Genomic DNA, 25306 nt, shown 5'->3' on the forward strand with positions numbered 1-25306 from the left:
AGTTCAGGATGGGCGTGGGGCAGCGAACGCGTTACTTGACGGAGCCTGCGGTCAGGCCCTTGCGCCAGAACCGCTGGAGGCTGACGAAGGCGACGAGCAGAGGGATCAGCGACAGGAACGCACCGGTGATCGACAGCAGCGGCGACACTCCGCTGGCGAACTCCGAGCGCCACTGCACCAGGCCCACCGTGACGGGCTGCAGTGAGGGGGTGTTGAGCATGAGCGAGGGCAGCAGGTAGTTGTTCCAGATGGCGACGAACTGGAACAGGAAGACGGTCACCAGTGCCGGGGACATCAGCGGCAGGGCGATCCGGAAGAAGGTGCGCTGTTCGCCTGCTCCGTCGAGCCGTGCGGCCTCCAGCAGTTCGTCCGGGACGGACGCCGCGGCGAAGATTCGGCACAGGTAGACGCCGAAAGGGCTGACACAGCTGGGCAGCAGCACCGACCAGTAGGAGTTGGTGATGTCCAGCTTGGCCATGAGCAGGAACAACGGCAGGGCGAACATCGGCGCCGGGATGAGAACCGAGGCGAGGATGACGTTGAACACGCTTTCGCGGCCGCGGAAGCTGAACTTGGACAGCGCGTAGCCGGCCATCGCGGACAGCAGGGTGCCGACGGTGGCGCCGACGAGGCTGTACAGCGCGCTGTTGGCGAGCCAGGTGGAGAAGACGCCGTTTTCGAAGCTGAACACGTCTCTGATGTTGGTGACCAGGTCGAAGTGGGAGAACCACAGGGGCGCACCGGTGTAGAGGTAGCCCGAGGCCTTGGTCGCGGAGACGAACAGCCACCACAGCGGGATCAGCGTGTACAGGGCCATCAGGCCCAGAATGCCGTTGACGACGGCCTTGCTCGCGATGTCGGTGCCGCGGCGGGCCGGTCGGGTCGGTCGGCCGGCCTGAATCACGCTCATGCCATCGCTCCCTTGCGCTGGTTGTACTTGAGAAACCCGAACGAGAGCACGAGGGTGATCAACGCGAGCACGACGGACTGGGCGGAGGCGAGGTTCTGGTCGCCCATGTCCATGCCCAGGGCCGTGTTCATGATCGGGGAGAACTTCGGGTCGACGCCCGGAATGCGCGCGCCGACCAGCACCGCCGGCTCGGTGTACAGCTGCGCCGTCCCGATGATGGAGAAGACCGTGGTCAGCACCAGCGCGGGACGCACCAGCGGGATCTTCACCGCCCACGCCAGGCGCCATCCGGTGCAGCCGTCGAGCGCGGCGGCCTCCATCACCTCGGCCGGGATCGTCTGCAGCGCGGAGTAGATGATCAGCATGTTGTAGCCGGTCCAGCCCCACGTGATCATGTGCCCGATCGAGACCGGAACCCACGACGGCGACAGGAAGTCGACGTCGATCCCGATGTGGGACAGCGGTCCGGTGAACGGCGAGAGGTCTTTCACCAGGAGGAAGGACCACATCACCGCGGCGATCGCACCCGGCAGCGCGTAGGGCAGGAAGAACGTGAGCCGGTAGGTCTTCCGCAGCCGGGCCGAGCGGGAGTCCAGCAGGAGCGCGAGCAGGAGGGCCAGGCCGAGCATGACCGGGACCTGGACGCAGCCCAGCAGTATGACTCGGATGATCGACGCGATGAAGTCGTGGTCGCCGAAGGCGGCGGCGTAGTTGGACAGTCCCGTGAACTCTGTGGACTGCGTACCGCCGAACAGCCCGGCGCGGCGGACGGTGAAGAAGCTCTGGTAGATCGCGTAGCCGATCGGCGCGACCATCATGGTCAGGAAGAGGACCGCGAACGGCGCCAGGAAACCCGACGCGGTCAACGCGCTGCGGCGGCCGGTGCGCCGCGGCCGACCGGCGGGGGAGACGCGGCGGGTGACCGCGGGCGCCGGCCGCGGCGGTGACGCGGTCCGGGTGCTGCTGGTACTGCTCATGGAAACCTCGCTGGGCGGTTCGTCGTCAGGGAGCGGGTCCCCGCGGCGGCGGATACGGGCGGCCGCGGGAACCCTTCGGGGCGGCTGGAGTCCCGCGGCCTCAGCCGTCGGTCACCGACAGTCCGAGCTGCTTGATCGCGGCGACCGTCGAGGCCTGGACCTTGGTGACCGCGTCCGGCAGGGTGCCCTTGCCCATGGCGCCGGAGAGGTCCGACTCGACCTGCTGATAGGTCGGGCCGTTGGTCCAGGTGCTGGGCACCTGCGCGGCGGAGGCCTTGTACAGGTCGCCGACCTGCTGGCCGCCGAAGTACGGGTCACCCGCCTTCAGCGATGGGTCGTCCTGTCCGGCCTTCGACGCCGGGTACAGCCCTTCGGTGATGCCCGTCTTCACGGCCTGCGGGTCGCTGGACAGGAAATCGGCGAACTGCACGGCTTCGCCGGGCGTCTTGCACCCGGTCATCACCGAGGTGGCCGAGCCGCCGTTGCTGGAGCTCTTGCCGTCGCCGGCCTCCCAGGTCGGCATCGGGGCGACCGCCCACTTGCCGGACAGGTCCTTCAGGTCCGACTTCAGGCCGCCGGCGGCCCAGGACGCGTTGACGAACGTCAGCACCTTGCCGGCTGTGGCGGCCTTGTTGAACTTCGGGTCCCAGGCGTTGCCGGTAATCGTCACCAGACCCTTGTCCTTCAGGTCCTGCCAGAAGGCGGCGACCTTGCGGGTGCCGGGGTTGTCGATGCTGACGGTCCAGCTGTCTCCGCTGGTCGAGTACCAGGACTGGCCGGTCTGCAGGGTGTAGGCCGCCAGATCGTTGCCCTCGCTGGGCGCGTTGCCGAACTTCACGCTCGGATCGGCGGCGGCGACCTTCTCGGCGTCGGCCTTGTACTCGGCCCAGGTGGCCGGCGGCTCGGTGATGCCGTACTTGGTGAACAGGTCCTTGCGGTAGAAGAGGACCATCGGGCCCACGTCCACCGGGATGCCGTAGATCTTGCCGCCGATGCTGGAGGCGGAGACGGCCGACGGGAGGTACTTGGCGATGTCGGCGCTCGCGTCCTTCGTGATGTCCATGACCGTGTTCTTCACGAGCATCGACGGGATGGCTTGGTACTCGATCTGGGCCAGGCACGGGCCCTGGCCGGCGGTGATCGCGTTGGTGATCTGGGTGTAGCCGCCCTTGCCGCCCGATGGGATCTTCTTGAAGGTGACCTTGATGATCGGGTGGGAGGCGTTCCACTGGTCGACGATCTTCTCGTAGGGGGCCCAGCCCCAGAACTCCATGTTCACCGGCCCGCTCTGGCCCGATTCCGCGGCGGAGGTGTTCTGGTCACTGCTGCACGCGCCGACGCCGAATGCCATGACCGCCGCGGTGGCGAGCGCCAGGAGTCTGCGGGTGCGTATGGTGGTGCTGTCCATGTGAGGAAACCCTTCGTGACGGGGACTTACTTGCTGGACTGTCGGTGGGCGGGCGGCCAGGCCCGCCTACCGACCGGTGCTGAACTCCACGCGGAACACCGTCGGGACCGCGGCCAGGACGTCCGATGCTGACGGGCCCGGACCGCAGGACGCGCTGCCGAGGCCGTGGTGCGCGTGGTCGAGGTGGAGATGGAGTCGGCCGTCGCCGACCAGGTCGTGCTGGTGGGCCGCGGCGGCCAGGGCTGCGGTGCTCCATGGACGCACGGTCAGGTCGATGACCGGGTCGCCCGTGATGAGCAGGGTGGTGCCGTCTGGGGTCGTGATCCGGGTGCGGCGGACTTGGTGGCGGTTGCCGTTCTCCTGCGGGCGGACATAGGGGGTCTGCATCGCCGAGACAGTCGACCGGTGGCGGCCTACGCGAGCGGCGGTACGGGAGTCGCGGTACGCCTCGCCGGGACCGAGGCCGAACCACTCGACCTCGGCGTCGGTGCCGGGCAGCGACATCGCGATCCCCAGCCGGGGCAGTGGCACCGACCATGCACCGTCAGGGGTGACGGTGCATTCCAGCCGGAGCGGGGCCTGGCCCGCGTCCGGTCCGTCGCAGGCCGTCCAGCGGTAGACCATGCCGAGCGCGGAGGAGGACCCGACGGCGGCGAGCCGGGCGGTGACCGTGAGTCCTTGTGCGTCGGGCTCGACGCTCAGGACCTCATGGCGCATCCGGTTCAGTCCGGCGGCGAGCCAGGCGGTGATCTGCGGCTCGCCGAAGGCGTTGAGCAGGTCGTTGTCGATCGGGGCACGCCAGATGTCCAGCCTGGGCCCGTCGAGCTCCAGGTCGCCGAGCCGGATCAGCACCCCGCTGCGGGCGTCGAACCGTGCGGCGCCCAGTGTGATGTCCCCGTCGTGGGCGATCGCCGGCGCCGGCATGGAGGGGACCGGCGAGGCGGCGGGAGCCACGACCAGCCCCTGCGCCCAGGCGATCTCGTGGCCGGCCCGGGCCCAGGTCTCGTCGGCGGCGAGCACCGCGGTCACGGTCAGCCACACCTCGTTGCCAGAGCCGATCTTGCGCACCGAATCGAAGGCGGCGGCGAGGTCGGCGGGCCAATCGAGGACTGTCGTCGTGCCCGGTGCGGTCGCGGGCACGGTCAGGCCGCCGGAGCCGGCCGGCTCGCCGCCGTCCTCGACGGTCCACTGGAAGTCCAGGTAGCCGCTGTCGCGGACGTGGTGCAGGTTGTGCACGCTGACCTGCCGAGTCACCGGGTCGATGTGGATCCGGACCGGTTCGATGACCTTCTTGTACTCGACCAGGCCCGGCGACGGCGTGCGGTCGGGGAAGAGCAGCCCGTCGGCGACGAAATTGCCGTCGTGGACCTCCTCGCCGAAGTCGCCGCCGTAGGCGTAGAACGAGTGGGGGGCGTCCTGTTCGGTGCGCCGGAGGATCCCGTGGTCGATCCACTCCCAGATGAATCCGCCGGCCAGGCGCGGGTGCGCGTCGATGACCTGCTGGTACTCGGACAAGCCGCCGGGGCCGGTGCCCATGGCGTGCCCGTACTCGCACAGCACGGCCGGAAGGGCCCGGCGGTGCGCGTCGTCAATCGGATCAGCTGTCGGAGGTTCCTGGCCGCGCCCCACCGCGGCCAGCTCGTCCACACCGATGTACATGCGGGAGTACAGGTCGACGTACGCGCAGCTCTCGTGGTCGCCCTCGTAGTGGATCAGACGACTGTCGTCGCGGTGCCGGACCCACGCGGCCGCGGCCGCCAGGTTCGATCCGGTGCCGGACTCGTTCCCCAGCGACCAGACGATGACCGAAGGGTGGTTCTTGTCGCGTTCCACCAGCCGGGCGGCCCGGTCCAGGTACGCCTCGCGCCACGCGGGGTCGTCGCTGGGATTGCGCTGCCAGCCGCCCGGCTCGAAGCCGTGCGTCTCGAGGTCGCCCTCGCAGAACACCCACAGCCCGTGCTCGTCACACAGATCCAGGAAACGGTGGTCGGGTGGGTAGTGGCTGGTGCGCACCGCGTTGATGTTGTACTGCTTCATGAGCAGCACGTCGGTCACCATGGCGTCCTCGGTCAGGGTACGTCCCGTCAGGGGGTGCCATTCGTGGCGGTTGACGCCCCGTAGCGAGATCGGCCGGCCGTTGGCGGTCAGCACGCCGTCCACGACGGCCACCGTGCGGAAGCCGATGCGCAGCGGAATCCGCTCCCCGGCCTCGGAAACCAGTTCCCCCGAGTACAGGCGCGGCCGCTCGTCCGACCAGGGCTCGATGCGGTCGATCACGTGCGGGCCGGCCGGATCGGCGGCGGATATGCCGAGCTCGGGCACCGACAGGGACACGCGGGTCGGGGCGTTGACGTCTACGGACAGGGTGCCCCGGCCTGTCGTGTGGTCGTAGGCGGTGTGGACGAAGAAGTCCTCGACACCGCGGGCGGCCACGGACACCGACCGGAAGATCCCGGACAGCCACCACATGTCCTGGTCTTCCAGGTAGCTGCCGGACGACCACTGATGCACGCGGACCGCGAGTACGTTCCGGCCGGGCCGCAGACCGGCGGAGACGTCGAACTCGGTCGTCAGCCGGCTGCCCTTGCCGTCGCCGAGCCGGATCCCGTTGAGCCACACAGCGAACGCGGAGTCGACGCCCTCGAACCGGAGCACCGCAGCCGATGCCGGGAACCCGTCCGGAACGTCGAACTCGCGGCGGTACTCGCCGGTCGGGTTCTGCCGGGGCACCCGCGGCGGGTCGACCGGGAACGGGTACAGGACGTTGGTGTAGGCCGGGGCACCATAGCGCGGCTCGCCGGGCAGGCCGGTCATCTGCCAGCAGGACGGCACGGCGAGCAGGTCCCAGGCGGTGTCGTCGAAGTCCGGCGCGGCGAAGTCCCCGGTGAGGTCGTCCAGCCCTGACGCCAGTCGGAATCTCCAGTCGCCGTCGAGCGCGATCGTGGGCAGGTCGGAGGCGAACGCGGCGCGCGGGCGCAGCCGTCCGGTGCCCGGCGACCGGTCTTCGACGTAGGCGTTGGGGTCGAGGCCGTTCATCAGTAAAGGTGTTTCCTCTCGGAATGCCCAGTGGTAGCGGGAAACGGCTGGGAAGGACTGCGCTGGCGGCTCATGGGGTGTGCCGTGGCAGGGTCAAGCGGTGCCAGGCGCTAAGCGGTCGCGCCGGGCGGGGCCGCTGCTGTCCCTTACGGTCAGGGTCGGGCGCAGCAGCGATACGACGTTGGTCGGCGGCTGGCCGGAGTCGACGGCTCGTAGCAGTAGTTCCACGGCCTGCTGGGCCATCTCGCGCTTGGGGAAGGTGACCGTGGTCAGCGCCGGTCGGATCCGCCCGACTTGGGCGATGTCGTCGAAGCCGACGACGCTGACGTCGTCGGGGACCCGCCGCCCGGACCGGACCACCGCCTCGATGGCACCGATGGCCAGGATGTCGTGGGTGGCGAAGATCGCCGTCAGCTCCGGATCCGCGTCCAGGGCCGCGCAGGCCGCGGCGAACCCGCCGGCGGCGTCGTCGCTGGTGCAGGCGAACACCTTGCGGTCGTCCAGCCCGTCGGCAGCGAACGCCCGGCGCAACCCCACGACGCGCGGCGTGTGCGCGGGGAGGTCGGCGACCACCGCGACGTTCCGGTGGCCGAGATCCCGCAGGTGGCACCCGGCCAGGAACCCGGCGTGCTGGTAGTCGATGGACACCACCGGGAGCGTGGTCGGCGGGTCCCCCTCCCAGGCGAACAGCGCGACCGGGAAGTTGGCCGCGGCGAGCATCGGCAGCTGCTGATCGACGCCGTTGTCCCCGGCGGCCAGCAGTGCGTCCACCGAGCGCGCGGCGAGGTTCTCCAGGTGGGCCCGGGTGTAGTCGGGATCGTCGCGCGTCGTGGCGAGCAGCAGGTTGTATCCGTGGCCGACCAGGAGGTTCTCCACCTCTTCGACCATCTCCGAATAGAACGGGTTGGCCACCGACGGCACGAACAGCCCCACCGTCGACGTGCTGCCGGTGCGCAGCGAGCGCGCCACCAGGTTCGGCTTGTAGCCGAGTTCGGCGATCGCCTTGTTCACCTTCTCCAGGGTCTCCGGCCGCACCTTCTTGCCGGACACCACGTTGGAGACGGTCTGCTTGGTGACTCCCGCCCGAGCTGCCACCTCCGCCATTGTCACCACGTACGCCCCCCGAAACATTTATCGATCCACGGATGTGGCGTCAGCGTAGGGCGACTGTCGCAACAGGGCAAGGCTTCGTGCGGCGGCCGTGATTCAGCCGTTACGGAGCACGGTGAGGGCGTCGCAGGCAGGTCACGGCTGTTTCCGCGACTTGAAGTGCACGGAGCATTGACGGTCCCGGAAATACGGCAGTAACGTCCCCACCACGCCGACCCCATGGATCGGTCAACGCGGTGAGCCACCCTGGCCCACCGCGCGAAACAACACTCGACCTCACCCGCGTCACCCCGCTCGGTGCGTCGTGGTGGTCCCCTCGACCGCGACGGCCCCGGCGGCCGCGGTCCGGCCGCGGCATCGCGAATGGTCCGCGCCGTCTCCAGCAGACCGCGAGCGCCTGAACAGACCTGCAAAGGTCTCGTCCTGAGGAGAGAAGGGCATGATCAGACCGGCCGGCGACGCCGCCGACCCGAACACCGCCCCAGCGCGACGCAGCTCGCGCGTGAAGCGCTTCATCGCGGCCGCTGCCGGCGCCACCATTGCGGTGGCGAGCCTCATGCTCACCGGCACCGTCCCCGCATACGCCGCCACCACCGTCCACACGTACGCACCGACGGGAGTGGGAGGCGGTACGACGACGTCCCCGGACGCGGCGTCCACCAAGTACCAGGTGCAAGTCGCCGACACGCCCGTCCAGGCTGTCAAGTACACCCAGAACGGCCACAACTTCGACATCGCGCGCTTCGCGTCGGACTCCCGAACACCGACGATCACGATCACGCTGCCCAGCACCACGATCGACACGGTGAACATCTATCCGGCCCGCTACTACCCGTCCAGCAGCGTCTCGGTGAGCGCGGACAAGCACACCCTGACGTTCCAGATGTCAGCCGACTCCGGGTTGAACCAAGCGATCGTGATGGTCAACGGCGACTCGACCAACGCCACGGGACAGCCCTACCTGGCGGTCATCAACGACCCTCTGGAAGACCCGGCGCGGCGCCCGAACACCACGAGCGCACCGGACGGCGACGGATTCACCCCGCTGGTCCCCGGCGTGTGGACCAACTTCCAGCTCGGCACCTCCACCCCCGACGTCCAGGGCTATGTCAACGCGGTAGGCGCCCACGACACCGTCGCCGGCGAGCTCGGGTTCGACTCCTACCACTGGACAACCAGGACTCGAAGAACATCTCGGTCAGCAACACGCTGAACTGGTCCGTCGGTGCCGGCAACTCGATCCGAATCGGATGGAATTCGTACGGATACCGGCTCAACAACTACACGTTCGACAACTTCAACTCCGTGTCGGCGCCGGCCGGCGGCATCTTCACGCAGAACAGCCCCAAACCGTACCCGCGCATCCAGAGCATCGTGGTGAAGAACAGCTCGTTCGATACCTCCCGGTACACGTCGGGACCGATCAGACTCAACGGCGGCAACGGATCCACCCAGACCATCACCGCCGACGAGCAGGCGAGTTACGGGTTCGCCCCCAACCCCGACGGGTCGGGCACCGCGTACACGGACGCGAACGGCCAGACCCAGAACGTCAAGGCCGGCGCCCTCACCGAGGGCGACACCTGGGTGGGTGCGTGGTGGGGCGACCAGACCAAGAACAACTCCTCGGACCTGACCCTCATCACCCGCAACACCGGGGTCGGCCTGATGGGCGAGCAGTACACCACAGGATCCGGAGACGGAAAGCTCTCCTACATCCAGTTCCCCCTCAGCAGCCTCACCAAGGCACCGAGCCAGGCGACACTCCATCTCACCTACGTCGGCCACCGCTATTCGTCGGTCCCGTCGACCGACACCGACCAACTCCTCGTGCAACCCGTCAGCGACACCACGTGCACCGGCGGCGGCACGTCCTGTCCGATCAACACGATGACCTGGCAGAACCGGCCGAGCTTCACCGCCACGAGCTCCTCCGTCGCGAAGTCGGCCACCTTCACCCTCGGTTCGACCATCATCCCCGAGGGCGGCGGGACCCACCAGGGCAACGCCATCGACGGCCGCGACATCACCGTCGACATCACCTCCTTCGTCCAGAACGCCTACGCGGCCAATCAGTCCACGCTGCTGCTCGCCGTCGGTAACGCGGGGGGCACCAACCACGAGCTGCGCTTCGTCAGCTCCGAAGGCGCCACCGGCTCCGGGAAGCTCACCAACGGGAACGCCGAGATGGCGCCCGCGCTGACCGTGACCCCGTAGACACTCGAGGCCGGTCCGTCCCCGCGGGGCGGGCCGGGCCACCCCCTCGACGACGAGGGAACTGCTGTACGCCCCGAGGGACAAGGGCTGGGCCGAGCTCCTGGCCGAACAGGTCATTCCGCGCCTGCCGGACAGGTGGCGTGACGAATGCCGCAGCTGTCTCGAAGCGGCGCGCGACCTGGATCCCGTGCCGGATGCGCTCGTCCACGGCGATCTGTGCGGCTCCAACGTCCACTGGAGCAGGGACGGGCAGTTGGTCGGCGTCCTGGGCTGGGACCAGAGCCATCTGTTCGATCCCGCCATTGACGCCGCCCTGATGGCCTGGCCGCCACCCGTGCGGGCCGCCCGGCAGGTGGCCTGCCCGCGCCCGGTGTGGTGCTGGACGTGCGAATGGGCTACGAATGGCGTGCCGGACACGTGGACGATGCCGTACACATCCCACTGCCAGAGCTGCCAGAACGCTTGGGCGAGGTGCCAGAAGGAACGGTGTGGGTGCACTGCGGCACCGGCTACCGGGCCGCGGCGGCGGCGAGCCTGCTGGCTCGCGCCGGCCGCCGCGTGGTGCACATCGACGACGCCTACGCCCGAGCCGCCGACGCCGGCCTGCCCATCACGACCTCTAACGGGGAGACCTTTTCACCACCATCGACACCGCCGAGCTGGGCCTCCTGCTGAAATCAGGCGACGCGCCATGGCTGATCGACGTGCGGACGCCCAGCGAGTTCGAGGCCGCGCACATTCCCGGCTCTCGTCACGTGCCGCTGGCCTCGGCGGTCCCGGCGCGAACGTTGCCCCCCATGCGGGCACCGACACAAATAGCACACTTCGGTTTGTCCGAAAATTACCCCTTGGGGGTACTTGACGAAATGCGCGGGTCAGAGAGACCGTAGACCGGACAGACCTACCCCCCAGAGGTATATAGGGCCATGCCATGATCCGCTCCTCACTCCTCATCGCTCCCATCATCCCCACCATCCTGATCGCCGCTATCGCCGGATGCGGGTCCGGCCAGAGCCAGGGTGATCTCCTCCAACGAGTCAAGACCGCAGGCGTCATCCGGGTGGCGCAGACCCAGGCCAATCCGCCGTGGAACTTCCTCGAGAACGGCAAGCCCGCAGGCTACGACGTGGACGTTGCCAACGAGCTGGCCAAACGGCTCAAGGTCGCCCAGGTCGAATTCGTCCCGTCGAACTTCCAGAGCTTCATCGCCGGAGTCCAGGCGGGCAGGTTCGACATGGTGATCTCGGGCCAGACCATCACCGACGAGCGGAAGAAGCAGGTCGATTTCTCCCGCCCTTACGAGGTCAACGGCATCTCGATCTTCGTGGCCGCCGGGTCGGCCATCAGCGGCCTGGCCGATCTGAAAGGCAAGAAGGTCGCGGTCACCGCGGGCACGACCCAGGCCGCGTTTGCCAAGAAGTCGATCCCGGGCGCCGACATCAAGACCTACGACAACGCCACACTGGGCATGACCGAGGTGGCCCGAAGCCGGGCCGACGCCGCCCTGGTCTCCCGCTTCCAGGGCGCCTTCCTGGCCCAGAAGAACGGCCTGGCGGTCAAGCCGGCGGGTCCGCTGCTGGAGTCGGAGGTCAACGGCATCTCCTTCGCCAAGGGTTCGGCGACCTTCAAGCAGGCCGTGGACCAGGCCCTGGGCGACATGATCTCCGACGGGACGCTCAGCGCGATCTCGAAGAAGTGGCTCGGCGGCCTCGACATGGCCGAACAGCTCAAGGGGGTCTGATGGACCTCCTGATCGACTTCCTGCCCGATCTGCTCACCGGTCTCGGCGTCACGATCGTGCTGGGTGTGGTCTCGTTCGTCCTCGGCAGCGCGGTGGGGGGCCTGGTGACGCTTGCCCGCATTTCCTCCAGCCGTGTGCTGCGGGCGCTGGCTGCCGCCTACGTGTCGGTGTTCCGCGGAACGCCGCTGCTCATCCAGATCATGATCGTCTACTACGGGCTGCCGCAACTCGGGCTCGAGATCCCGCCCATCCCGTCCGCGATCATCGCCTTCACCCTGTTCAGTGGCGCCTACCTGAGCGAGAACTTCCGCGCCGGGATTCTCGGCGTGGACCGCGGCCAGTGGGAGGCGGCGGCCTCGATGGCCATGCCGTACTGGAGGACCCTGCGCCGGATCATCTTCCCGCAGGCGATCAGGATCGCGACCCCGGCCGTGGGGAGCCGCTTTGTCGCGCTGATGAAGGACACCTCGCTCGCCTCGGCGGTCACCGTCGTCGAGCTGACCCGGGTGGCCGAAGGCATCGGCACATCGACCTTCCGCTACATGGAGGCGCTGTTGCTGGTCGGGCTCCTGTACTGGCTGGTCAACACGCTGCTGCAGATCGGCCAGCAGGTGCTGGAACGGCGGATGCGGAGGGCATACGCATGATCGTCAGTGTTCGCGGCTTGCACAAGCGCTTCGGGGACCTGGAGGTACTCAAGGGCGTCGACCTCGACGTGGCGCGGGGCGAGGTGGTCGTGGTGATGGGGCCGTCCGGCTCGGGCAAGACCACGCTCATCCGCTGCCTGAACCTGCTCGAGGAGCCCGAGTCCGGCACGGTCAGCGTCTGTGGCACCGAGCTGGCCTGCGGCGTGCGGCGCCCGGTCAGGCAGGTTCGAGATCTGCGCCGCCGTACCGCCATGGTCTTCCAGCAGTTCAACCTGTTCCCGCACCTGACTGCCTTGCAGAACGTCATGGAAGGACCGGTTTCCGTACGGCGGGTCCCCCGCGCCCAGGCGGCGGCCCGAGGGCGGGAACTCCTGGCCCGGGTGGGGCTGGCGGACAAGTGCGACTGCTACCCGGCGAAGCTGTCGGGCGGGCAGAAGCAGCGGGTCGCCATCGCGCGGGCGCTGGCCATGGAGCCCGAGGTGATCCTTTTCGACGAGCCCACCTCGGCACTCGACCCCGAGCTGCACGCGGAGGTGCTCCAGGTGATGCGCGAGCTCGCGCGGGAGGGAATGACCATGGTGGTGGTGACGCACGAGACCGCGTTCGCACGGGAGGTGGCAGACAGGGTCGTCTTCATGGACGGCGGCACGGTGATCGAGCAAGGACCGCCGTCGCGGTTCTTCACCGCGCCCGACCACCCGCGGGTCCGGGCTTTCCTGCGGTTGGTGGCTTCATGATCGACGTCGCTGTGGCCCGGGCCCTGACGCCCGGCGTCGGAAATGTCGCTCATTTCAACAACGCGGGATCCGCATTGCCCTCGAGCGGTGTGCTGTCCACCGTCATCGACCACTTGCGACTGGAAGCGGAAACCGGCGGATACGAGGCGGCGGCGAAGGCCGCCGATCGGCTCGCCGAGGTCTATGCCTCGGCGGCCCGCCTGCTGAACTGCGCGCCGGACGAGATCGCGCTCGTCGACAGCGCGACCCGCGCGTGGGACCTGGCTTTCTACGCGGTGCCGTGGCGGGCCGGCGACCGCATCCTCACCAGCAAGGCCGAGTACGCCAGCAACTTCATCGCCTACCTCCAGGTCGCCGAGCGTTTCGGGGTTCAGGTCGAGGTGGTGCCCAACGACGGGCTCGGCCAGATCTCCGTCGACGAGCTCCGCCGGATGGCTGATGAGCGCGTACGGCTCATCTCGCTCACACACATCCCGACCAACGGCGGCCTGGTCAATCCGGCGGCCGAGGTGGGCAAGGTGGCCGCGGAGGTCGGCGCGCTTTTCCTGCTGGACGCCTGCCAGTCCGTCGGCCAGCTCCCGATCGACGTCGAGCTGATCGGCTGCGACCTGCTGTCCACCACCGGCCGCAAGTATCTGCGCGCCCCCCGCGGTACGGGCCTGCTCTACGTACGCCGGGCGGCACTCGACCGGCTCGACCCGCCCTTCCTGGACCTGCACGGCGCTCGCTGGGTGACGCCCTCGCGCTACGAGGTGCAGCCGGGCGCGCGCCGCTTCGAGAACTGGGAGTACAGCGTCGCCGCCCGGCTCGGCCTGGGCGCGGCCATCGACGAGGCGCTCGGCTGGGGGCTCGAGAACGTCCGGGACCGGGTCTACGCGCTGGCCGATCACCTGCGAGAGCGGCTGATGGAACTGCCTGGCTGTCAGGTGCGCGACCAGGGAGCCGAGCGGTGCGGCATCGTCACCTTCACCCTGGACGGAACGCCTGCCGAGGAGGTCAAGGCGCGGCTGGCGACTCGGTCGATCAACGTCAGCGTTTCGCGCGTGCCGTCCACGCGGCTCGACATGACGGATCGCGGGCTTGAAGAGCTGGTACGTGCCTCGGTGCACTACTACAACACGGAGGAGGAGGTCGCCCAGCTCTGCATGGTTTTGCGCGACGGGTAGGCCTCCTCTGTCGAGAACAAGACGCACAGGAGCCGAGCGGGTTACGTCCGGGCTGGGGACCTCCCAGCCAGGACGCGGCCCAGCGGCCGCCGGCCGTGCCGCGGCCGAAGTGCTTGGCCCGACAGCCCTCCCAATACCATGCGGGGGTATAGTATTCTCCTGTATAGGCTGAAGAGGAGAGGTGAAATGCGCCGACTGAACGCACTCGAACCGACCGAAGCGCCGGACAAGTCCCGGGAACTGCTGAACGACATCATCAGCCGCAGCGGCGCAGTCGGCGAGATGGTTTCCACCATGGCGCACTCGCCGGCCCTGCTCCAGGGCTACCTGGAGCTGTCGCGGGCCATGAAGCGCAGCAAGCTGCCACGCGCCCTCAGCGAGAAGATCTCGCTCGCCCTGCAGGAATGGATCGGTTGCGGGCTCTGCCTCGACGCACATGCCGCGGCAGGTCGCGCGGCAGGGTTGAGCGAGGCCGACATCACCCTCGCCCGCCAGGGCACCTCCACTGACGCCCGGGAAGCAGCGCTGATCGCGGTGGCCACCCGTGTGCTTGCGGAACCGTCATCACTGACAGACGAGGATGTCGCCGAGCTAAGGGCTCATGGCTGGAGCGATCGGATCATTGCGGAGATCCCCGGCCTGGTTGCCCTTAACTTGCTGACCGGCTCCTTCAACCTCCTGGCCGGCCTGGAGCCGGCCGACAAGACGGCATAGGGAGTCGGCCACAGGAACGCCTGCCCCCTGCGGCTGAAACCCCCGGGGCGGAGTCGGCGCACCGATGCGCTGCCACCAGCTCCTTCGCTCCACCTACTACGATAGGTAGCAGATACGTGGACAAGGGAGCATGTGATGCGCCATCTCGGCGAGCTGGAGTCTGCGATCATGGAGCACATCTGGTCTTGTGACGCATCTGTCTCGGTCCGCGACGTACTTCATGGGCTGCAACACGACAAGGTCCTTGCCTACACCACGGTCATGACCGTCATGGACAAGCTCCACAAGAAGGGCCTCCTCCGGCGCTCCCAGGCCCGCCGGGCCTATCTGTACGAACCCCTGATGAGCCACGAGGCCTACAGCGCCCAGCTCATACGGGAGGCGCTGGCGCAAGGTGGGAATCAGGCGATGGCCCTGGTCCATTTCTTGGAACGGCTCAGCCCTGAGGAGCATGCCGCACTCGACGTCGCCCTGCACCAGACGGCCCGGCGCTGATCGTCGCCGTCGCAATGGCGGCGTACGAGCGCGACGGCAAGGACGACCAGCCCGACGCCGTGGTGCATCCCCGTACGCGGTTCACGTGCTCCCCGGCGCCGGCGCGGTGAGGTCCCGTTCAGGGCCGGAGGTTGCCCAGGCGTGCGTGACGGTGGCGTCACCGCCTTGGCCGGCAGCCGCGTGCCGACTGCTTTCTCTAAAAGACCTAGACAGGACTCTGCCTCGCAACTCCAAGGAGGTTCTCACTATGCTTTGTAGTAATTGCCGTCAAACACTGTGGGGCCAATGAAGATCACCGTTGTGTTCCGCCCTGCGGCCTCGTGAGCGTCCGCCAGCTTAACCGTCGGCGTGCTCCGTCTCGCGGCGCCGTCAGCGTGCTGCGTTCGCGGCGCATGCTCATTCCGGTCGCCGTCGTGCTCGTGGCGGTGCTGGCCTATGCCGTGCCCTCGATCGCGCTGGCCGGGAAGGTTCCGCCGGGCACAAAGGTGGGCGGCGTGAACATCGGCGGTCTGTCGCCGGAAGCTGCTCGCTCCCGCCTCGAAGCGGAGCTGGGAAAGCGGGTGCATCAGCCGTTGACGATGATCGCAGCAGGCAAGCGGAGGGACGCTACCTCGAGCGGCGCTGCCGAAGCCTGGACGCACACTGGACCGCGACGTTGCGGCACAGATCGTGAGAACGGCCTTTACGGCCGCTCGCACCTCCGTCGAGCTGGATGTCCAGGTGACGCGTCCGAGTATCACCGCCGATGAGGTCCGTCGCGTCGTCGCGAGCACGGCACGCACGGCGGTCGAAGCTCCGCTCACGCTGGCCGGCGGCGGCAAGAAGGCCACCGTGTCCCGGGAACAGCTGGCCACCGGCCTCCGGTTCGTCTCCGACCGGCAGGGAAGCCTCCGCGCGTCCTACGATGCCTCCAAGATCTCCGCAGGCGTGGCCAAGGCGCTGCTGATCACCCCGCCGAAAGACGCCTCCTTCAAGATCGTCAATAATAGGCCGCGGCTCGTGCCCTCCCGAGCAGGCCATGGCGTCGACATCAAGGCGCTCGGCCCGGCGATCTCCAAGGCCGTGGCGACAGGCAGCCGCCGCGTCGATCTACCTGCCACCGAACGGCAGCCCCGGGTGACCACGGCCGAGGCGAAGAAGCTCGGTGTCAAAGAGAAGGTCAGCTCGTTCACCAGCCGATACCCGTGCTGTGCCCCCCCGCGTGACCAACATCCATCGCATCGCCGACATCGTCGACGGATACGTGGTTCAGCCTGAGGAGACGTTCTCGCTCAACGATGTGGTCGGCAAGCGTGACAAGGCGCGTGGTTTCGTCGAGGCACCCATGATTCTCAACAACCGGTTCGTGAACGACATCGGCGGAGGAGTGTCGCAGTTCGCCACCACGATGTTCAACGCGGTCTTCTTCGGCGGCTTCCAGGACGTCCAGCATCGGGCGCACCAGTACTACATCACCCGCTATCCCGCCGGACGGGAGTCCACAGTGTCCTATCCCCAGCCGGACTTCCACTGGCGCAACGACTCGCCTTACGGCGTGCTGATCAAGACCTCGTACACGGCCACGTCGGTCACCGTGCAGTTCTGGAGCACCAAGCGCTACGACATCGAATCGCAGAGCTCCGAACGGTACAACGTCAAGTCCGTCCCCACCCTCACCGACTCCGGCGCCGAGTGCATCCCCATGGACGGCGCGGAAGGGTTCGCCATCGACGTGTGGCGCATCTTCAAGCAGAACGGGAAGGTCGTGCGGAAGCAGCGCTTCCACACCGTCTACGACCCCGAACCCCGTCTCACTTGCAAAAAGTGATTACTTAGCGCCAACTCCACGTATACGGAGCGCTAGATAGGCTGCTGCACGTGATCGTCGTCATGCTCCGGAGCGGCCGCGCGCGCAGCGCGCTCCTCATGATGGTCGCGATCACTGCCACGTTCCATCTCCTGCTCTGCGGTTTCGGACCGCACGCCCATGGCGGCCATCACCAGCGCACTTCCCAAGGGGCCGAGGCGCCGCTTGACCAGGGAGGGGACGATGACCACCACGGGGTGTCGTGCGAGGACCCCGCCACTCCGCCTGCTCCGGCGATAGCCCTGCTTCCGGGCACGAAGCCCGTTATCGCCGCGCCGCAGGGTTCGGATGACTCCCCGGTTCCGGTGCTCTCCAGTGGCGCACTGCGCTCGGGAGCCGCCCTGCTCACAGTGGTCTGCGTGTCACGGGTATAGCCGCGCCCGGCGTGCGCCGGTTCGGCCGCGCCTGCCGTACTTCCAGGCATCCGTGACTGTGGCGAGGACTCATCACCATGAACACCATCTATCGGCGTCAGCCTGCCCGCATGTGGGCCGGCCGCTCTTCTCTTGCCGCCCTCGTCGGCGGTACGCCCGTGCTGTGGATCCCCGAGCTGTGGGGCGAGCACGGGCCCGGCTTCTGGGCCAAGCTCGAAGGCCACAACCCCGGCGGCATCAAGGACCGACCGGCGCTGCACATGATCGGCCAGGCCCGCTGCCGCGGCGAGCTGCGCCCCGGCGCACCGATCATCGAATCCACCAGCGGCACGCTCGGCCTCGGGCTCGCCCTGGCCGGAATCGCGTACGGGCATCCGGTCACCCTGGTCAGCGACCCCGGCATGGAGCCGATCATGCACCGGCTGCTCAGCGCGTACGGCGCCCATGTCGAGATGGTCATCGACCCGCTGCCCACCGGCGGGTGGCAGGCAGCCAGGCGAGAACGCGTACGCGCCCTCCTGGAGGAGCGTCCCGGCTCCTACTGCCCGGACCAGTACCACAACCCCGACAATGTCGGCTCCTACGACCAGCTCGCGCGGGAACTGGCTGAGCAGCTCGGCCGCATCGACGTACTGGTGTGCAGCGTCGGCACCGGCGGGCACAGCGCGGGCATCTATCGAACGCTCCGCCGGCTCAGCCCCGGCGTGCGGCTGGTCGGCGTGGACACGATCGGCTCCACCATCTTCGGCCAGCCCGCCCGTCCCCGGCTGATGCGCGGCCTGGGCAGCAGCATCTACCCGCGTAACGTCCGATACCAGGATTTCAGCGAGGTCCACTGGGTGGCACCCGCCGAGGCGGTATGGGCCTGTCGCCGCCTCGGCTCCGGACGCTACGCCACCGGCGGCTGGAGCGTCGGCGCCGTCGCCCTGGTCGCCTCCTGGCTCGCCAGAACCCAACGCCCCGACACCAGGATCGTCGCCGTCTTCCCTGACGGACCGCATCGCTACTTCGACACCATCTACAACGACGCCTACTGCGCCCGCCACGATCTCCTCGACCGCGAACCGCCGCCTCACCCGGCTGTGCTCGCCCACCCGGCAGAGGGGGAGGCGCGAAGCTGGACCCGCTGCACCACGGTGACCGTGCCGGCCGAGGCGGTCCTATGAGAGGGACGCCTCGTCCTCGGCGTACGCAACCTCAGCCAGCAGGGCATGTTCCTGACGGGCGGCAGCCTCGCCGACAGGGTGGGATACAAGCCGATGATCCTCGCTGGGCTGACGCTGCGGACGGTGGGCTTCGGCCTGCTCGGACTGGCCCAGGCGGTGCCATTCGCTCCTCACTCTTACCTACGAAGCCCGATAGTAGACTCACGGCCATGCGAGGAATACACACTGCCGCGCTGGCGCTCCTGGTGCTGGTGCTAGGGGCCTGCGGGCAGTCCGGCGAGCCGACGCAGACCGACGATCCAGGCATGGGGCACATTCACGGCATCGGCGTCGATCCCGCCGATGGGGCCCTCTACCTTGCCGGGCACTACGGCTTGTTCAAGGTCACGTCCGCCGACAGCGCTCAGCGTGTGGCCGGACGCGTACAGGACCACATGGGATTCACCGTGATCGGCCCCAAGACCTTCCTCGCCAGCGGACACCCCGGCGAGGCCGACACCGACTCCCCGCCCCACCTGGGCCTGATCCGTACCACCGATGCCGGCACAACCTGGGAAAGCGTCTCCGAGCGCGGCGCCGCCGACTTCCACTCACTGCAGCCGGCCGGGAGCACCCTCTACGCCTACGACAGCCAGAGCAGTCGTGTCCGGGCGAGCGTGGACGGGGGCGCGACCTGGCGACTGGGCGCGGAGGGCGAGATCGTCGACCTCGCCGCCAACGCCGCGCGACCAGAACGCGTCCACGCGGCCACGACCAGCGGCGTGCAAGTCAGCGAGAACGGCGGCATGGACTTCGAGCCGGTGAAGAACGCACCCTTGCTCAGCCAGATCGAGGCTCCCACAGCCGACCTCTTGATCGGGCATGACACGGACGGCCAGGTGCACCTGAGCTCCGACGACGGCAGAACGTGGCGAAAGAGCGGTCGGCTCCCGGCCCCGGCGGCCGCGTTCACCGCCGTCGACCGGCAACGCCTCCTCGCCGCAACCGAGGACGGCACCGTGTACGAATCGAAGAACGGCGGCACGGACTTCACTCTCGTCTTCCGCCCCACCAGCGGCTGATTCACAGTGGTCATGCGACGCCCCAGCGCATCCGGTGCTGGACAGCACCCGCGACGAGCTGCACCGCCATCGCGGCGGCCAGCAGCCGCGACGAGCTGCACCGCCATCGCGGCGGCCAGCAGCCGCGACAATGCCGGCCGCGACCAGCACGGAGATCCTGGCCGTACGGCGGCGCGCCACCGTGTCCTGGCTCCTGGTGAGCGTGAGGAAGATCGGGATGGCCGCCGGCGCAGCCATGCCGCGCCGCCGCCGTACCTCTGCCTGTTCATGCCCGCCCAAACCGCCGTCGTATGCGCTATTCCCCTGGTTTCGAGGCTGACGCCACGAAGATGGGCAGCGCGAGGAACATGCGTCCTTCCTGGGCACGCGTCCTCTGATCGCTTGCCCACGCCGCTTCCTGCTCGGGAGTGATGGCTCCGGCGGCACGCGCTCCCTCCGCGATGCCGGTGAGCATCGGGAGCATGGCCGCGTCGGTGAAGACGCCCATGTGCGCCTCGGCCTTGACGTCCTGGAAGCCGGCGTCGAGAAGCAGGTTGCGGTAACGTCGGGCCGCCCGTGGGTTCGGGATCAGGTCGGCGCGCGCGTGCACGATGGTCCGAGTGAGCGCCGGGTCATCAGAGTCGATGATGAAGGTGTCCCAGTCCTGCCCGATGAGCACGATACGCCCGCCCGGAGCGAGCACCCGCTTGGCCTCCTCCAGCGCCTTGGCCGCGTCGGCGAGCTCGTGATAGACCTTGTCGGCCCGATACCCGGCGACCTCCCCGTCCTCCAGCGGCAGGTCGAAGGCGTCGCCGATCCGGAAGTCCGCCTGCGGCCAGCGATGGCGGGCCGCCGCGATCATCTCTTCGCTGACGTCCACGCCGATCGCTCTCATCCCGCGCTCCGAAAGCTCGTCGACCGCACGCCCGGCACCGCAGCCGACGTCCACCACCGCCGCGCCGTCGGGGAGAGTAAGCAGGTCGTACGATCGTGCGCGCAACGCAACGGCTCCGGGCAACGCGTCGGCGACGTCGAGCAGCCGGATGAGCGATTCCATGGATTCCTTGGTCTTGGACATGTAGGCCAGCATGCGACTTAATGTCGACATGAAGTCAAACGTGACCATGAGCATTGGTGAGATCGCCGAACGGTTCGGTCTGGCCACGCACGTCCTGCGGCACTGGGAGGCGATGGGCCTGCTCGCTCCGGCCCGCATCGGAGGCGAGCGCCGCCGCTACGGGCCTGACGACCTCTACCGGGTCGCCGTGATCCTGCGCGGCAAGGAAGCCGGGTTCAGTTTGGATGAGATCCGGGAGATGACGGCCACGTCGGATGCGGCGGAACGGCGCGCTGTCCTGCTGCGCCGCAAGGAGGAACTGACCCGGCGCATCGCCGAGGCACAGGCGTCTCTTGAACTCATCGACTGCGCACTGGACTGCGATCATGAGGACTTGGCCAGTTGCCCTCATTTCCAGTCCATGGTCGCGGAGCGGATCTCTCTGTACCCCGCGCCACACGTACCAGCGCCTCCCGCGACGGGAAGTGACCGTACGGGGTGACCCTGCCCACCCCGGCGGCCTTGGCAATGTCGGCCACGCTGGCAGCGAGATGGGCGCTGAGCAGCCGGATCCCTGCCGCGAGAATCGCGGCGATGTTGCATTCGGCGTCCGCCCGCCGGGCGGGTGCGGGCTGCCGTGCCGCGGTCTTCACCATGCGGGCACCCTAGGACGCCGACCCACCCCTCCGCTGGCCGATACCGGCCTGGCCATGCTTCTGGCCATCCCTCCGGCTCAAGGTCCTGAAGACCCGGCCGCCATCCGCGCCGGAGCGACGACATCAACACGGAGTCACGGACGAGTAACCGGGACGTCCTGGTCGCCCAGATGCTCTTCGGCCAGCTCTTCGAACGTTCCGCCAGTGAACAGCCGGTCCAGGACTCCGACCAGGTGCGGGCACTCGCTCGTGGGATGGTCGGCGGGGCAGGTCAGCGCTGCTGAGAGGAACTTCCGGGCCCCCTGGGCTCGCTCGATCAGAGCGTCCAGTTCGTCGATCTGGTCCCGCACTACCGACCGCCATTGCTCGCCCGACTCGTCCATGATGGCGGCGGCGGTATCGAGCCGGACTCCAAGCCGCTGCATCAGGGCGACCAGTGCGAGGCGGCGAAGTTCGTTCTGGCCGTACATCCGCGTGCCGGCGTGACGCGTCGCCGGCCGTACCAAGCCTCGTTCCTCGTAGTACCGCAGGGCGGAGGAGTTGAGGTGAAGGCGGCGGGCGGCCTCACCGATCGGGATGAGCTCCATACGTCCATTTGACTTCAAGCCGACTTGAACCGCCAACCTGGAGGCATGGCCAAGGAGATCCAGTCCTGGGCGTACGAGGAGCCGATCAGCTCTCCGTTCGCCCTTCCGCGAGGAGTACTCGGACGTTTGGCAGGGCGGCTCATGCTGTGGCTCAACGATCCGAGCGAACTCGTGCCGCTCATCGGGAAACAGGACAGCGTGCTGGAGGTCGGGTGCGGGCCAGGCGGTCTGCTGCGGCACATCGAGGCCGGACGGGTCTGCGGCATGGACCCGTCGCCTGACATGCTGCGTCAGGCGGCGCGGCACAACCGGGGGCGCGGTGTCGAGCTGCGGCTTGGCACCGCAGCGGACACGGGCTGTCCCGATGACAGCTTCGACGTCGTGGTCTCGGTGAACAACGTGGCTATGTGGCCGGATCTGGAGGCAGGCGTCCACGAGTTGTGCCGGGTGACCCGGCCAGACGGCAGGCTGCTCATCGCCTGGCACAGCGCCACCGGTCGCTCCCCCATCGCCAGGAAGAACGCCCTCCCTGAGGAGAAGCTGGCGCGGATCGCTCACGCCCTGGGCGAGCCGACGCAGCGCCATGAACTCAAGAATCTGACCGTTCTCGAGAAGCGCTGCCACGGCTAGGTGAGGCATTCAGCCAAGCGCGCCCAAGAGGTCGCGGCAGGCGCGTTCGCAGGCGCGGCATGCCTCGGCGCAGACGGCGCAGTGCCGGTGCTGGGTGTGCTGCGCGCACTCGTCACCGCACGCCTTGCATGCCTGCGCACAGGCTTCCAGGATGGCCCGCGTCATGTTGGCGTCGTATCCGGTGTGCCGGGAGAGAACTCGAGCTGTGGTGTCGCAGATGTCAGCGCAGTCGAGGTCGGTGCGAACGCACTTGGTCAGCTCGGCGACCATGTCCTCGCTGAGGCAGGCGTCCGCACAGGCCGTACATGCCTGGGCGCAGCGCAGGCATGCTTCGATACAGCTGGTGAGGCGCGCCTGATCGACGCGGCCTAGATCCTTTGGGTAGGTGGAAAGCATCTCGGCTACTTGCAGGGTCATGTCGGTCCTTGTTTCCTCGACGGCCGATGGACGAACCCGAGCTACCCGGGACCTGGGAGGGCTAACGACAAGAACTATGCAAGTTCGTAGATATCCTGATAATTGCACGCAATGTGGCCGAAGGCGTTGGTCGCCTTCGGCCACAGGGAGCGGTTTCCTAGTTGAAGCGGCGGAGGCGCAGGCTGTTGCTGACCACGAAGACGCTGGAGAACGCCATCGCGGCTCCGGCGATCATCGGGTTGAGCAGTCCGAGTGCCGCCAGCGGCAGCGCGGCCACGTTGTAGGCGAACGCCCAGAACAGGTTGCCCTTGATCGTCGACAGCGTGCGGCGTGAGAGCCGCAGCGCGTCGGCTGCCACCCGCAGGTCGCCGCGGACCAGGGTGAGGTCGGAGGCCTCGATGGCGGCGTCGGTGCCGGTGCCCATCGCCAGCCCCAGGTCGGCCTGGGCCAGCGCGGCGGCGTCGTTGACGCCGTCGCCCACCATGGCCACGACCTTGCCCTGGCCCTGCAGCTTCTTGACCACGTCCACCTTGTCGGCGGGCAGCACCTCGGCGATCACCTCGTCGATGCCCACCTCGGCCGCCACCGTCGTGGCGACCGCCTCGTTGTCGCCGGTCAGCAGCACCGGGGTCAGACCCAGCGCCCGCAACTCGGCGATCGCCTGCCTGCTGGTCGCCTTGACCACGTCGGCCACCACCAGCACCGCGCGCGCTTGGCCGTCCCAGCCGACCGCCACCGCGGTGCGGCCCGCCGCGTGCTCCTCGCCCAGCTTGCGTTCCAGGTCGACGGGCAGGTGCTGCGACCATTCGGCCAGCAGCCGGGGCCGGCCGACCAGCACCGCGTGCCCGTCCACGATGCCCTGCACGCCGAGCCCTTCGACGTTGGCGAAATCCTCCACGCTCGCCTCGGAGGCGGCTGCGCGGGCGATGGCCTGGGCGATCGGGTGCTCGGAGGCGTGTTCCAGCGCGCCCGCCAACCGCAGCACCTCCTCCCGGCTCTCGCCCTCGGCCAGGTGCACGGCGACCAGGGTCATCTTGCCTTCGGTGACCGTGCCGGTCTTGTCCAGCACGATCGTGTCGATGCGGCGGGTGGACTCCAGCACCTCCGGACCCTTGATCAGAATGCCGAGCTGAGCGCCCCGGCCGGTGCCGACCAGCAGCGCCGTCGGGGTGGCCAGACCCAGCGCGCACGGGCACGCGATGATCAACACGGCGACCGCGGCGGTGAACGCGGCCCCCACCCCGTTGCCGGTCCCCAGCCAGAACCCGAGCGTCGCGACCGCGAGCGCGATCACGACCGGCACGAACACCCCGGAGATCCGGTCGGCCAGCCGCTGCACGGCGGCCTTGCCGGTCTGCGCCTCCTCCACCAGCGTGGCCATCTGGGCGAGCTGGGTGTCCGCGCCGACCCGGGTCGCGCGGACGATCAGGCGGCCGCCCGCGTTCACCGTCGCCCCGGTCACCGCATCACCCGGCTTCACCTCGACCGGCACCGATTCGCCGGTCAGCATGGAGGCATCCACCGCGGAGGTGCCCTCGACGATCACACCGTCGGTGGCGATCTTCTCTCCCGGCCGCACCACGAAGGTGTCACCGACCTGCAACCGCTCGATGGGGACGCGGCGCCCGTCGGCCAGCTCCACGTCCTTGGCGCCCAGCTCCAGCAACGCCCGCAACGCCGCACCCGCACGCCGCTTGGAGCGGGACTCGAAATAACGCCCGGCCAGGATGAACGCGGTCACCGCCGCCGCCGTCTCCAGATAGATGTTGCCCGAACCGTCGCTACGCTCGATGGAGAACGCGAACGGGTGCGTCATCCCGGGGGCGCCCGCGGTGCCGAAGAACAGCGCCCACAACGACCAGCCGAGCGCGGCCAGCGTGCCGACCGAGATCAACGTGTCCATCGTGGCAGCGCCGTGCCGCAGGTTCGTCCAGGCCGCCTTGTGGAACGGCCAGCCCGCATACACCACCACCGGCGCGGCCAGCACCAGCGACAACCACTGCCAGTTGGTGAACTGCAACGCCGGAACCATCGCCATCGCCACCACCGGCACACTCAGCACCACGGCGGTGGTCAACCGCTGCCGCAGCGGCCGCAGTTCATCCTGCGGCTCTTCCTGCGCTTTGGTTTCTGGCGGGCTGGGCAGCGCGGCGGTGTAGCCGGCCTTCTCCACCTCGGCGATCAACTGCCCCGGATCCACCCCCTCAGGGAAGGTGACCTTCGCCTTCTCCGTCGCATAATTGACCGTCGCGCTCACACCATCCAGCTTGTTCAGCTTGCGTTCGATCCGGTTGGCGCAGGACGCGCAGGTCATGCCGCCGATCGACAGCTCGACAGCCCTGCTTTCCGTCAGGGACGACATCACGTCTCCTTCC

Annotated in this window: 26 protein-coding genes and 2 pseudogenes; 17 read left to right on the forward strand and 11 right to left on the reverse strand. The window is 68.4% G+C overall.

Annotated elements, in window-relative coordinates:
• Nucleotides 1-31 precede the first annotated feature (31 nt).
• The 5 genes from ABD830_RS39270 to ABD830_RS39290 form a co-directional block, all read right to left on the reverse strand.
• Nucleotides 32-910, reverse strand: coding sequence for a carbohydrate ABC transporter permease (locus ABD830_RS39270; RefSeq protein ID WP_344998922.1), 879 nt, complete (start codon nucleotides 908-910; stop codon nucleotides 32-34).
• Nucleotides 907-1887 (reverse strand): carbohydrate ABC transporter permease, encoded by a 981-nt coding sequence (locus ABD830_RS39275; protein WP_344998924.1) that lies wholly within the window; start codon nucleotides 1885-1887, stop codon nucleotides 907-909. Before ABD830_RS39275 ends, ABD830_RS39270 begins: the two co-directional genes overlap by 4 nt.
• Nucleotides 1888-1987: 100 nt before the next feature.
• Nucleotides 1988-3295: an ABC transporter substrate-binding protein gene (locus ABD830_RS39280; RefSeq protein WP_344998927.1), complete on the reverse strand. Its 1308-nt coding sequence runs from the start codon at nucleotides 3293-3295 to the stop codon at nucleotides 1988-1990.
• Nucleotides 3296-3361: 66 nt separating this feature from the next.
• Complete coding sequence (locus tag ABD830_RS39285) at nucleotides 3362-6331, reverse strand: glycoside hydrolase family 2 TIM barrel-domain containing protein (RefSeq protein WP_344998929.1); 2970 nt, start codon at nucleotides 6329-6331, stop codon at nucleotides 3362-3364.
• 93 nt (nucleotides 6332-6424) lie between these two features.
• Nucleotides 6425-7426 (reverse strand): LacI family DNA-binding transcriptional regulator, encoded by a 1002-nt coding sequence (locus ABD830_RS39290; protein ID WP_344998931.1) that lies wholly within the window; start codon nucleotides 7424-7426, stop codon nucleotides 6425-6427.
• A gap of 454 nt (nucleotides 7427-7880) precedes the next feature.
• Between ABD830_RS39290 and ABD830_RS39295 the strand changes: the two genes are divergently transcribed.
• The 13 genes and pseudogenes from ABD830_RS39295 to ABD830_RS39350 all read left to right on the forward strand — a co-directional run bounded on the left by ABD830_RS39295 (nucleotide 7881) and on the right by ABD830_RS39350 (nucleotide 16965).
• The gene (locus ABD830_RS39295; RefSeq protein ID WP_344998933.1) at nucleotides 7881-8654 is read left to right on the forward strand and encodes a hypothetical protein; all 774 of its coding nucleotides are present in this window, start codon (nucleotides 7881-7883) and stop codon (nucleotides 8652-8654) included.
• A 92-nt stretch (nucleotides 8655-8746) separates the two neighbouring features.
• Nucleotides 8747-9658, forward strand: a complete 912-nt coding sequence (locus ABD830_RS39300) for a DNRLRE domain-containing protein (protein WP_344998935.1) — start codon at nucleotides 8747-8749, stop codon at nucleotides 9656-9658.
• Nucleotides 9659-9722: 64 nt separating this feature from the next.
• A pseudogene (locus tag ABD830_RS54460) lies at nucleotides 9723-9926 on the forward strand (phosphotransferase); the annotation flags it as partial.
• Between the two features lie 116 nt (nucleotides 9927-10042).
• On the forward strand, nucleotides 10043-10333 hold the full coding sequence (locus ABD830_RS39310) for a rhodanese-like domain-containing protein (RefSeq protein ID WP_344998937.1): 291 nt from the start codon (nucleotides 10043-10045) through the stop codon (nucleotides 10331-10333).
• Between the two features lie 29 nt (nucleotides 10334-10362).
• Nucleotides 10363-10548, forward strand: coding sequence for a rhodanese-like domain-containing protein (locus ABD830_RS54465; RefSeq protein ID WP_486348598.1), 186 nt, complete (start codon nucleotides 10363-10365; stop codon nucleotides 10546-10548).
• A 41-nt stretch (nucleotides 10549-10589) separates the two neighbouring features.
• The gene (locus ABD830_RS39315) at nucleotides 10590-11399 is read left to right on the forward strand and encodes a transporter substrate-binding domain-containing protein (RefSeq protein WP_344998939.1); all 810 of its coding nucleotides are present in this window, start codon (nucleotides 10590-10592) and stop codon (nucleotides 11397-11399) included.
• Nucleotides 11399-12046: an amino acid ABC transporter permease gene (locus ABD830_RS39320; protein WP_344998941.1), complete on the forward strand. Its 648-nt coding sequence runs from the start codon at nucleotides 11399-11401 to the stop codon at nucleotides 12044-12046. Before ABD830_RS39315 ends, ABD830_RS39320 begins: the two co-directional genes overlap by 1 nt.
• Nucleotides 12043-12783, forward strand: coding sequence for an amino acid ABC transporter ATP-binding protein (locus tag ABD830_RS39325; protein WP_344998943.1), 741 nt, complete (start codon nucleotides 12043-12045; stop codon nucleotides 12781-12783). Before ABD830_RS39320 ends, ABD830_RS39325 begins: the two co-directional genes overlap by 4 nt.
• Nucleotides 12780-13949, forward strand: a complete 1170-nt coding sequence (locus ABD830_RS39330; RefSeq protein WP_344998946.1) for an aminotransferase class V-fold PLP-dependent enzyme — start codon at nucleotides 12780-12782, stop codon at nucleotides 13947-13949. Before ABD830_RS39325 ends, ABD830_RS39330 begins: the two co-directional genes overlap by 4 nt.
• A 186-nt stretch (nucleotides 13950-14135) precedes the next feature.
• Nucleotides 14136-14663, forward strand: coding sequence for a carboxymuconolactone decarboxylase family protein (locus ABD830_RS39335; protein WP_344998947.1), 528 nt, complete (start codon nucleotides 14136-14138; stop codon nucleotides 14661-14663).
• A gap of 135 nt (nucleotides 14664-14798) precedes the next feature.
• On the forward strand, nucleotides 14799-15158 hold the full coding sequence (locus ABD830_RS39340; RefSeq protein WP_344998948.1) for a BlaI/MecI/CopY family transcriptional regulator: 360 nt from the start codon (nucleotides 14799-14801) through the stop codon (nucleotides 15156-15158).
• A gap of 720 nt (nucleotides 15159-15878) precedes the next feature.
• A complete protein-coding gene (locus ABD830_RS39345; RefSeq protein ID WP_344998949.1) occupies nucleotides 15879-16415 on the forward strand; it encodes a peptidoglycan binding domain-containing protein in 537 nt (178 codons plus the stop codon).
• Nucleotides 16360-16965 carry a VanW family protein gene (locus ABD830_RS39350; RefSeq protein ID WP_344998951.1) on the forward strand — a complete coding sequence of 202 codons (606 nt, stop codon included), beginning with the start codon at nucleotides 16360-16362 and terminating at the stop codon, nucleotides 16963-16965. Before ABD830_RS39345 ends, ABD830_RS39350 begins: the two co-directional genes overlap by 56 nt.
• A gap of 32 nt (nucleotides 16966-16997) precedes the next feature.
• Here the strand turns inward: ABD830_RS39350 and ABD830_RS39355 are convergent, their stop codons facing one another.
• Nucleotides 16998-17198 carry a hypothetical protein gene (locus tag ABD830_RS39355; protein ID WP_344998953.1) on the reverse strand — a complete coding sequence of 67 codons (201 nt, stop codon included), beginning with the start codon at nucleotides 17196-17198 and terminating at the stop codon, nucleotides 16998-17000.
• Between the two features lie 257 nt (nucleotides 17199-17455).
• Here ABD830_RS39355 and ABD830_RS39360 point away from each other — a divergent pair, with 257 nt between their 5' ends.
• On the forward strand, nucleotides 17456-18544 hold the full coding sequence (locus ABD830_RS39360) for a PLP-dependent cysteine synthase family protein (protein ID WP_344998955.1): 1089 nt from the start codon (nucleotides 17456-17458) through the stop codon (nucleotides 18542-18544).
• Between the two features lie 209 nt (nucleotides 18545-18753).
• Nucleotides 18754-19605: a F510_1955 family glycosylhydrolase gene (locus ABD830_RS39365; RefSeq protein ID WP_344998957.1), complete on the forward strand. Its 852-nt coding sequence runs from the start codon at nucleotides 18754-18756 to the stop codon at nucleotides 19603-19605.
• A gap of 295 nt (nucleotides 19606-19900) precedes the next feature.
• Here ABD830_RS39365 and ABD830_RS39370 read toward each other — a convergent pair whose 3' ends face one another.
• Entirely contained in the window at nucleotides 19901-20692 is a 792-nt protein-coding gene (locus tag ABD830_RS39370) for a methyltransferase domain-containing protein (protein ID WP_344998959.1), read from the reverse strand.
• 16 nt (nucleotides 20693-20708) lie between these two features.
• Here ABD830_RS39370 and ABD830_RS39375 point away from each other — a divergent pair, with 16 nt between their 5' ends.
• Nucleotides 20709-21143, forward strand: a complete 435-nt coding sequence (locus tag ABD830_RS39375) for a MerR family transcriptional regulator (protein ID WP_345002223.1) — start codon at nucleotides 20709-20711, stop codon at nucleotides 21141-21143.
• 16 nt (nucleotides 21144-21159) lie between these two features.
• On the opposite strand, the pseudogene ABD830_RS39380 reads toward ABD830_RS39375, so the two are convergent.
• Nucleotides 21160-21297: pseudogene (locus tag ABD830_RS39380) on the reverse strand (hypothetical protein); the annotation flags it as partial.
• A 134-nt stretch (nucleotides 21298-21431) separates the two neighbouring features.
• Entirely contained in the window at nucleotides 21432-21884 is a 453-nt protein-coding gene (locus tag ABD830_RS39385; RefSeq protein WP_344998961.1) for a MerR family transcriptional regulator, read from the reverse strand.
• 45 nt (nucleotides 21885-21929) lie between these two features.
• On the opposite strand from ABD830_RS39385, the gene ABD830_RS39390 reads away from it, so the two are divergent.
• On the forward strand, nucleotides 21930-22514 hold the full coding sequence (locus ABD830_RS39390) for a class I SAM-dependent methyltransferase (protein ID WP_344998963.1): 585 nt from the start codon (nucleotides 21930-21932) through the stop codon (nucleotides 22512-22514).
• Between the two features lie 9 nt (nucleotides 22515-22523).
• On the opposite strand, the gene ABD830_RS39395 is transcribed toward ABD830_RS39390, so the two are convergent.
• A complete protein-coding gene (locus ABD830_RS39395; RefSeq protein WP_425567252.1) occupies nucleotides 22524-22925 on the reverse strand; it encodes a four-helix bundle copper-binding protein in 402 nt (133 codons plus the stop codon).
• Between the two features lie 163 nt (nucleotides 22926-23088).
• Nucleotides 23089-25293 carry a heavy metal translocating P-type ATPase gene (locus ABD830_RS39400; RefSeq protein ID WP_344998967.1) on the reverse strand — a complete coding sequence of 735 codons (2205 nt, stop codon included), beginning with the start codon at nucleotides 25291-25293 and terminating at the stop codon, nucleotides 23089-23091.
• Nucleotides 25294-25306 lie beyond the last annotated feature (13 nt).

The organism is Nonomuraea helvata (assembly GCF_039535785.1).
Lineage (GTDB): Bacteria > Actinomycetota > Actinomycetes > Streptosporangiales > Streptosporangiaceae > Nonomuraea > Nonomuraea helvata.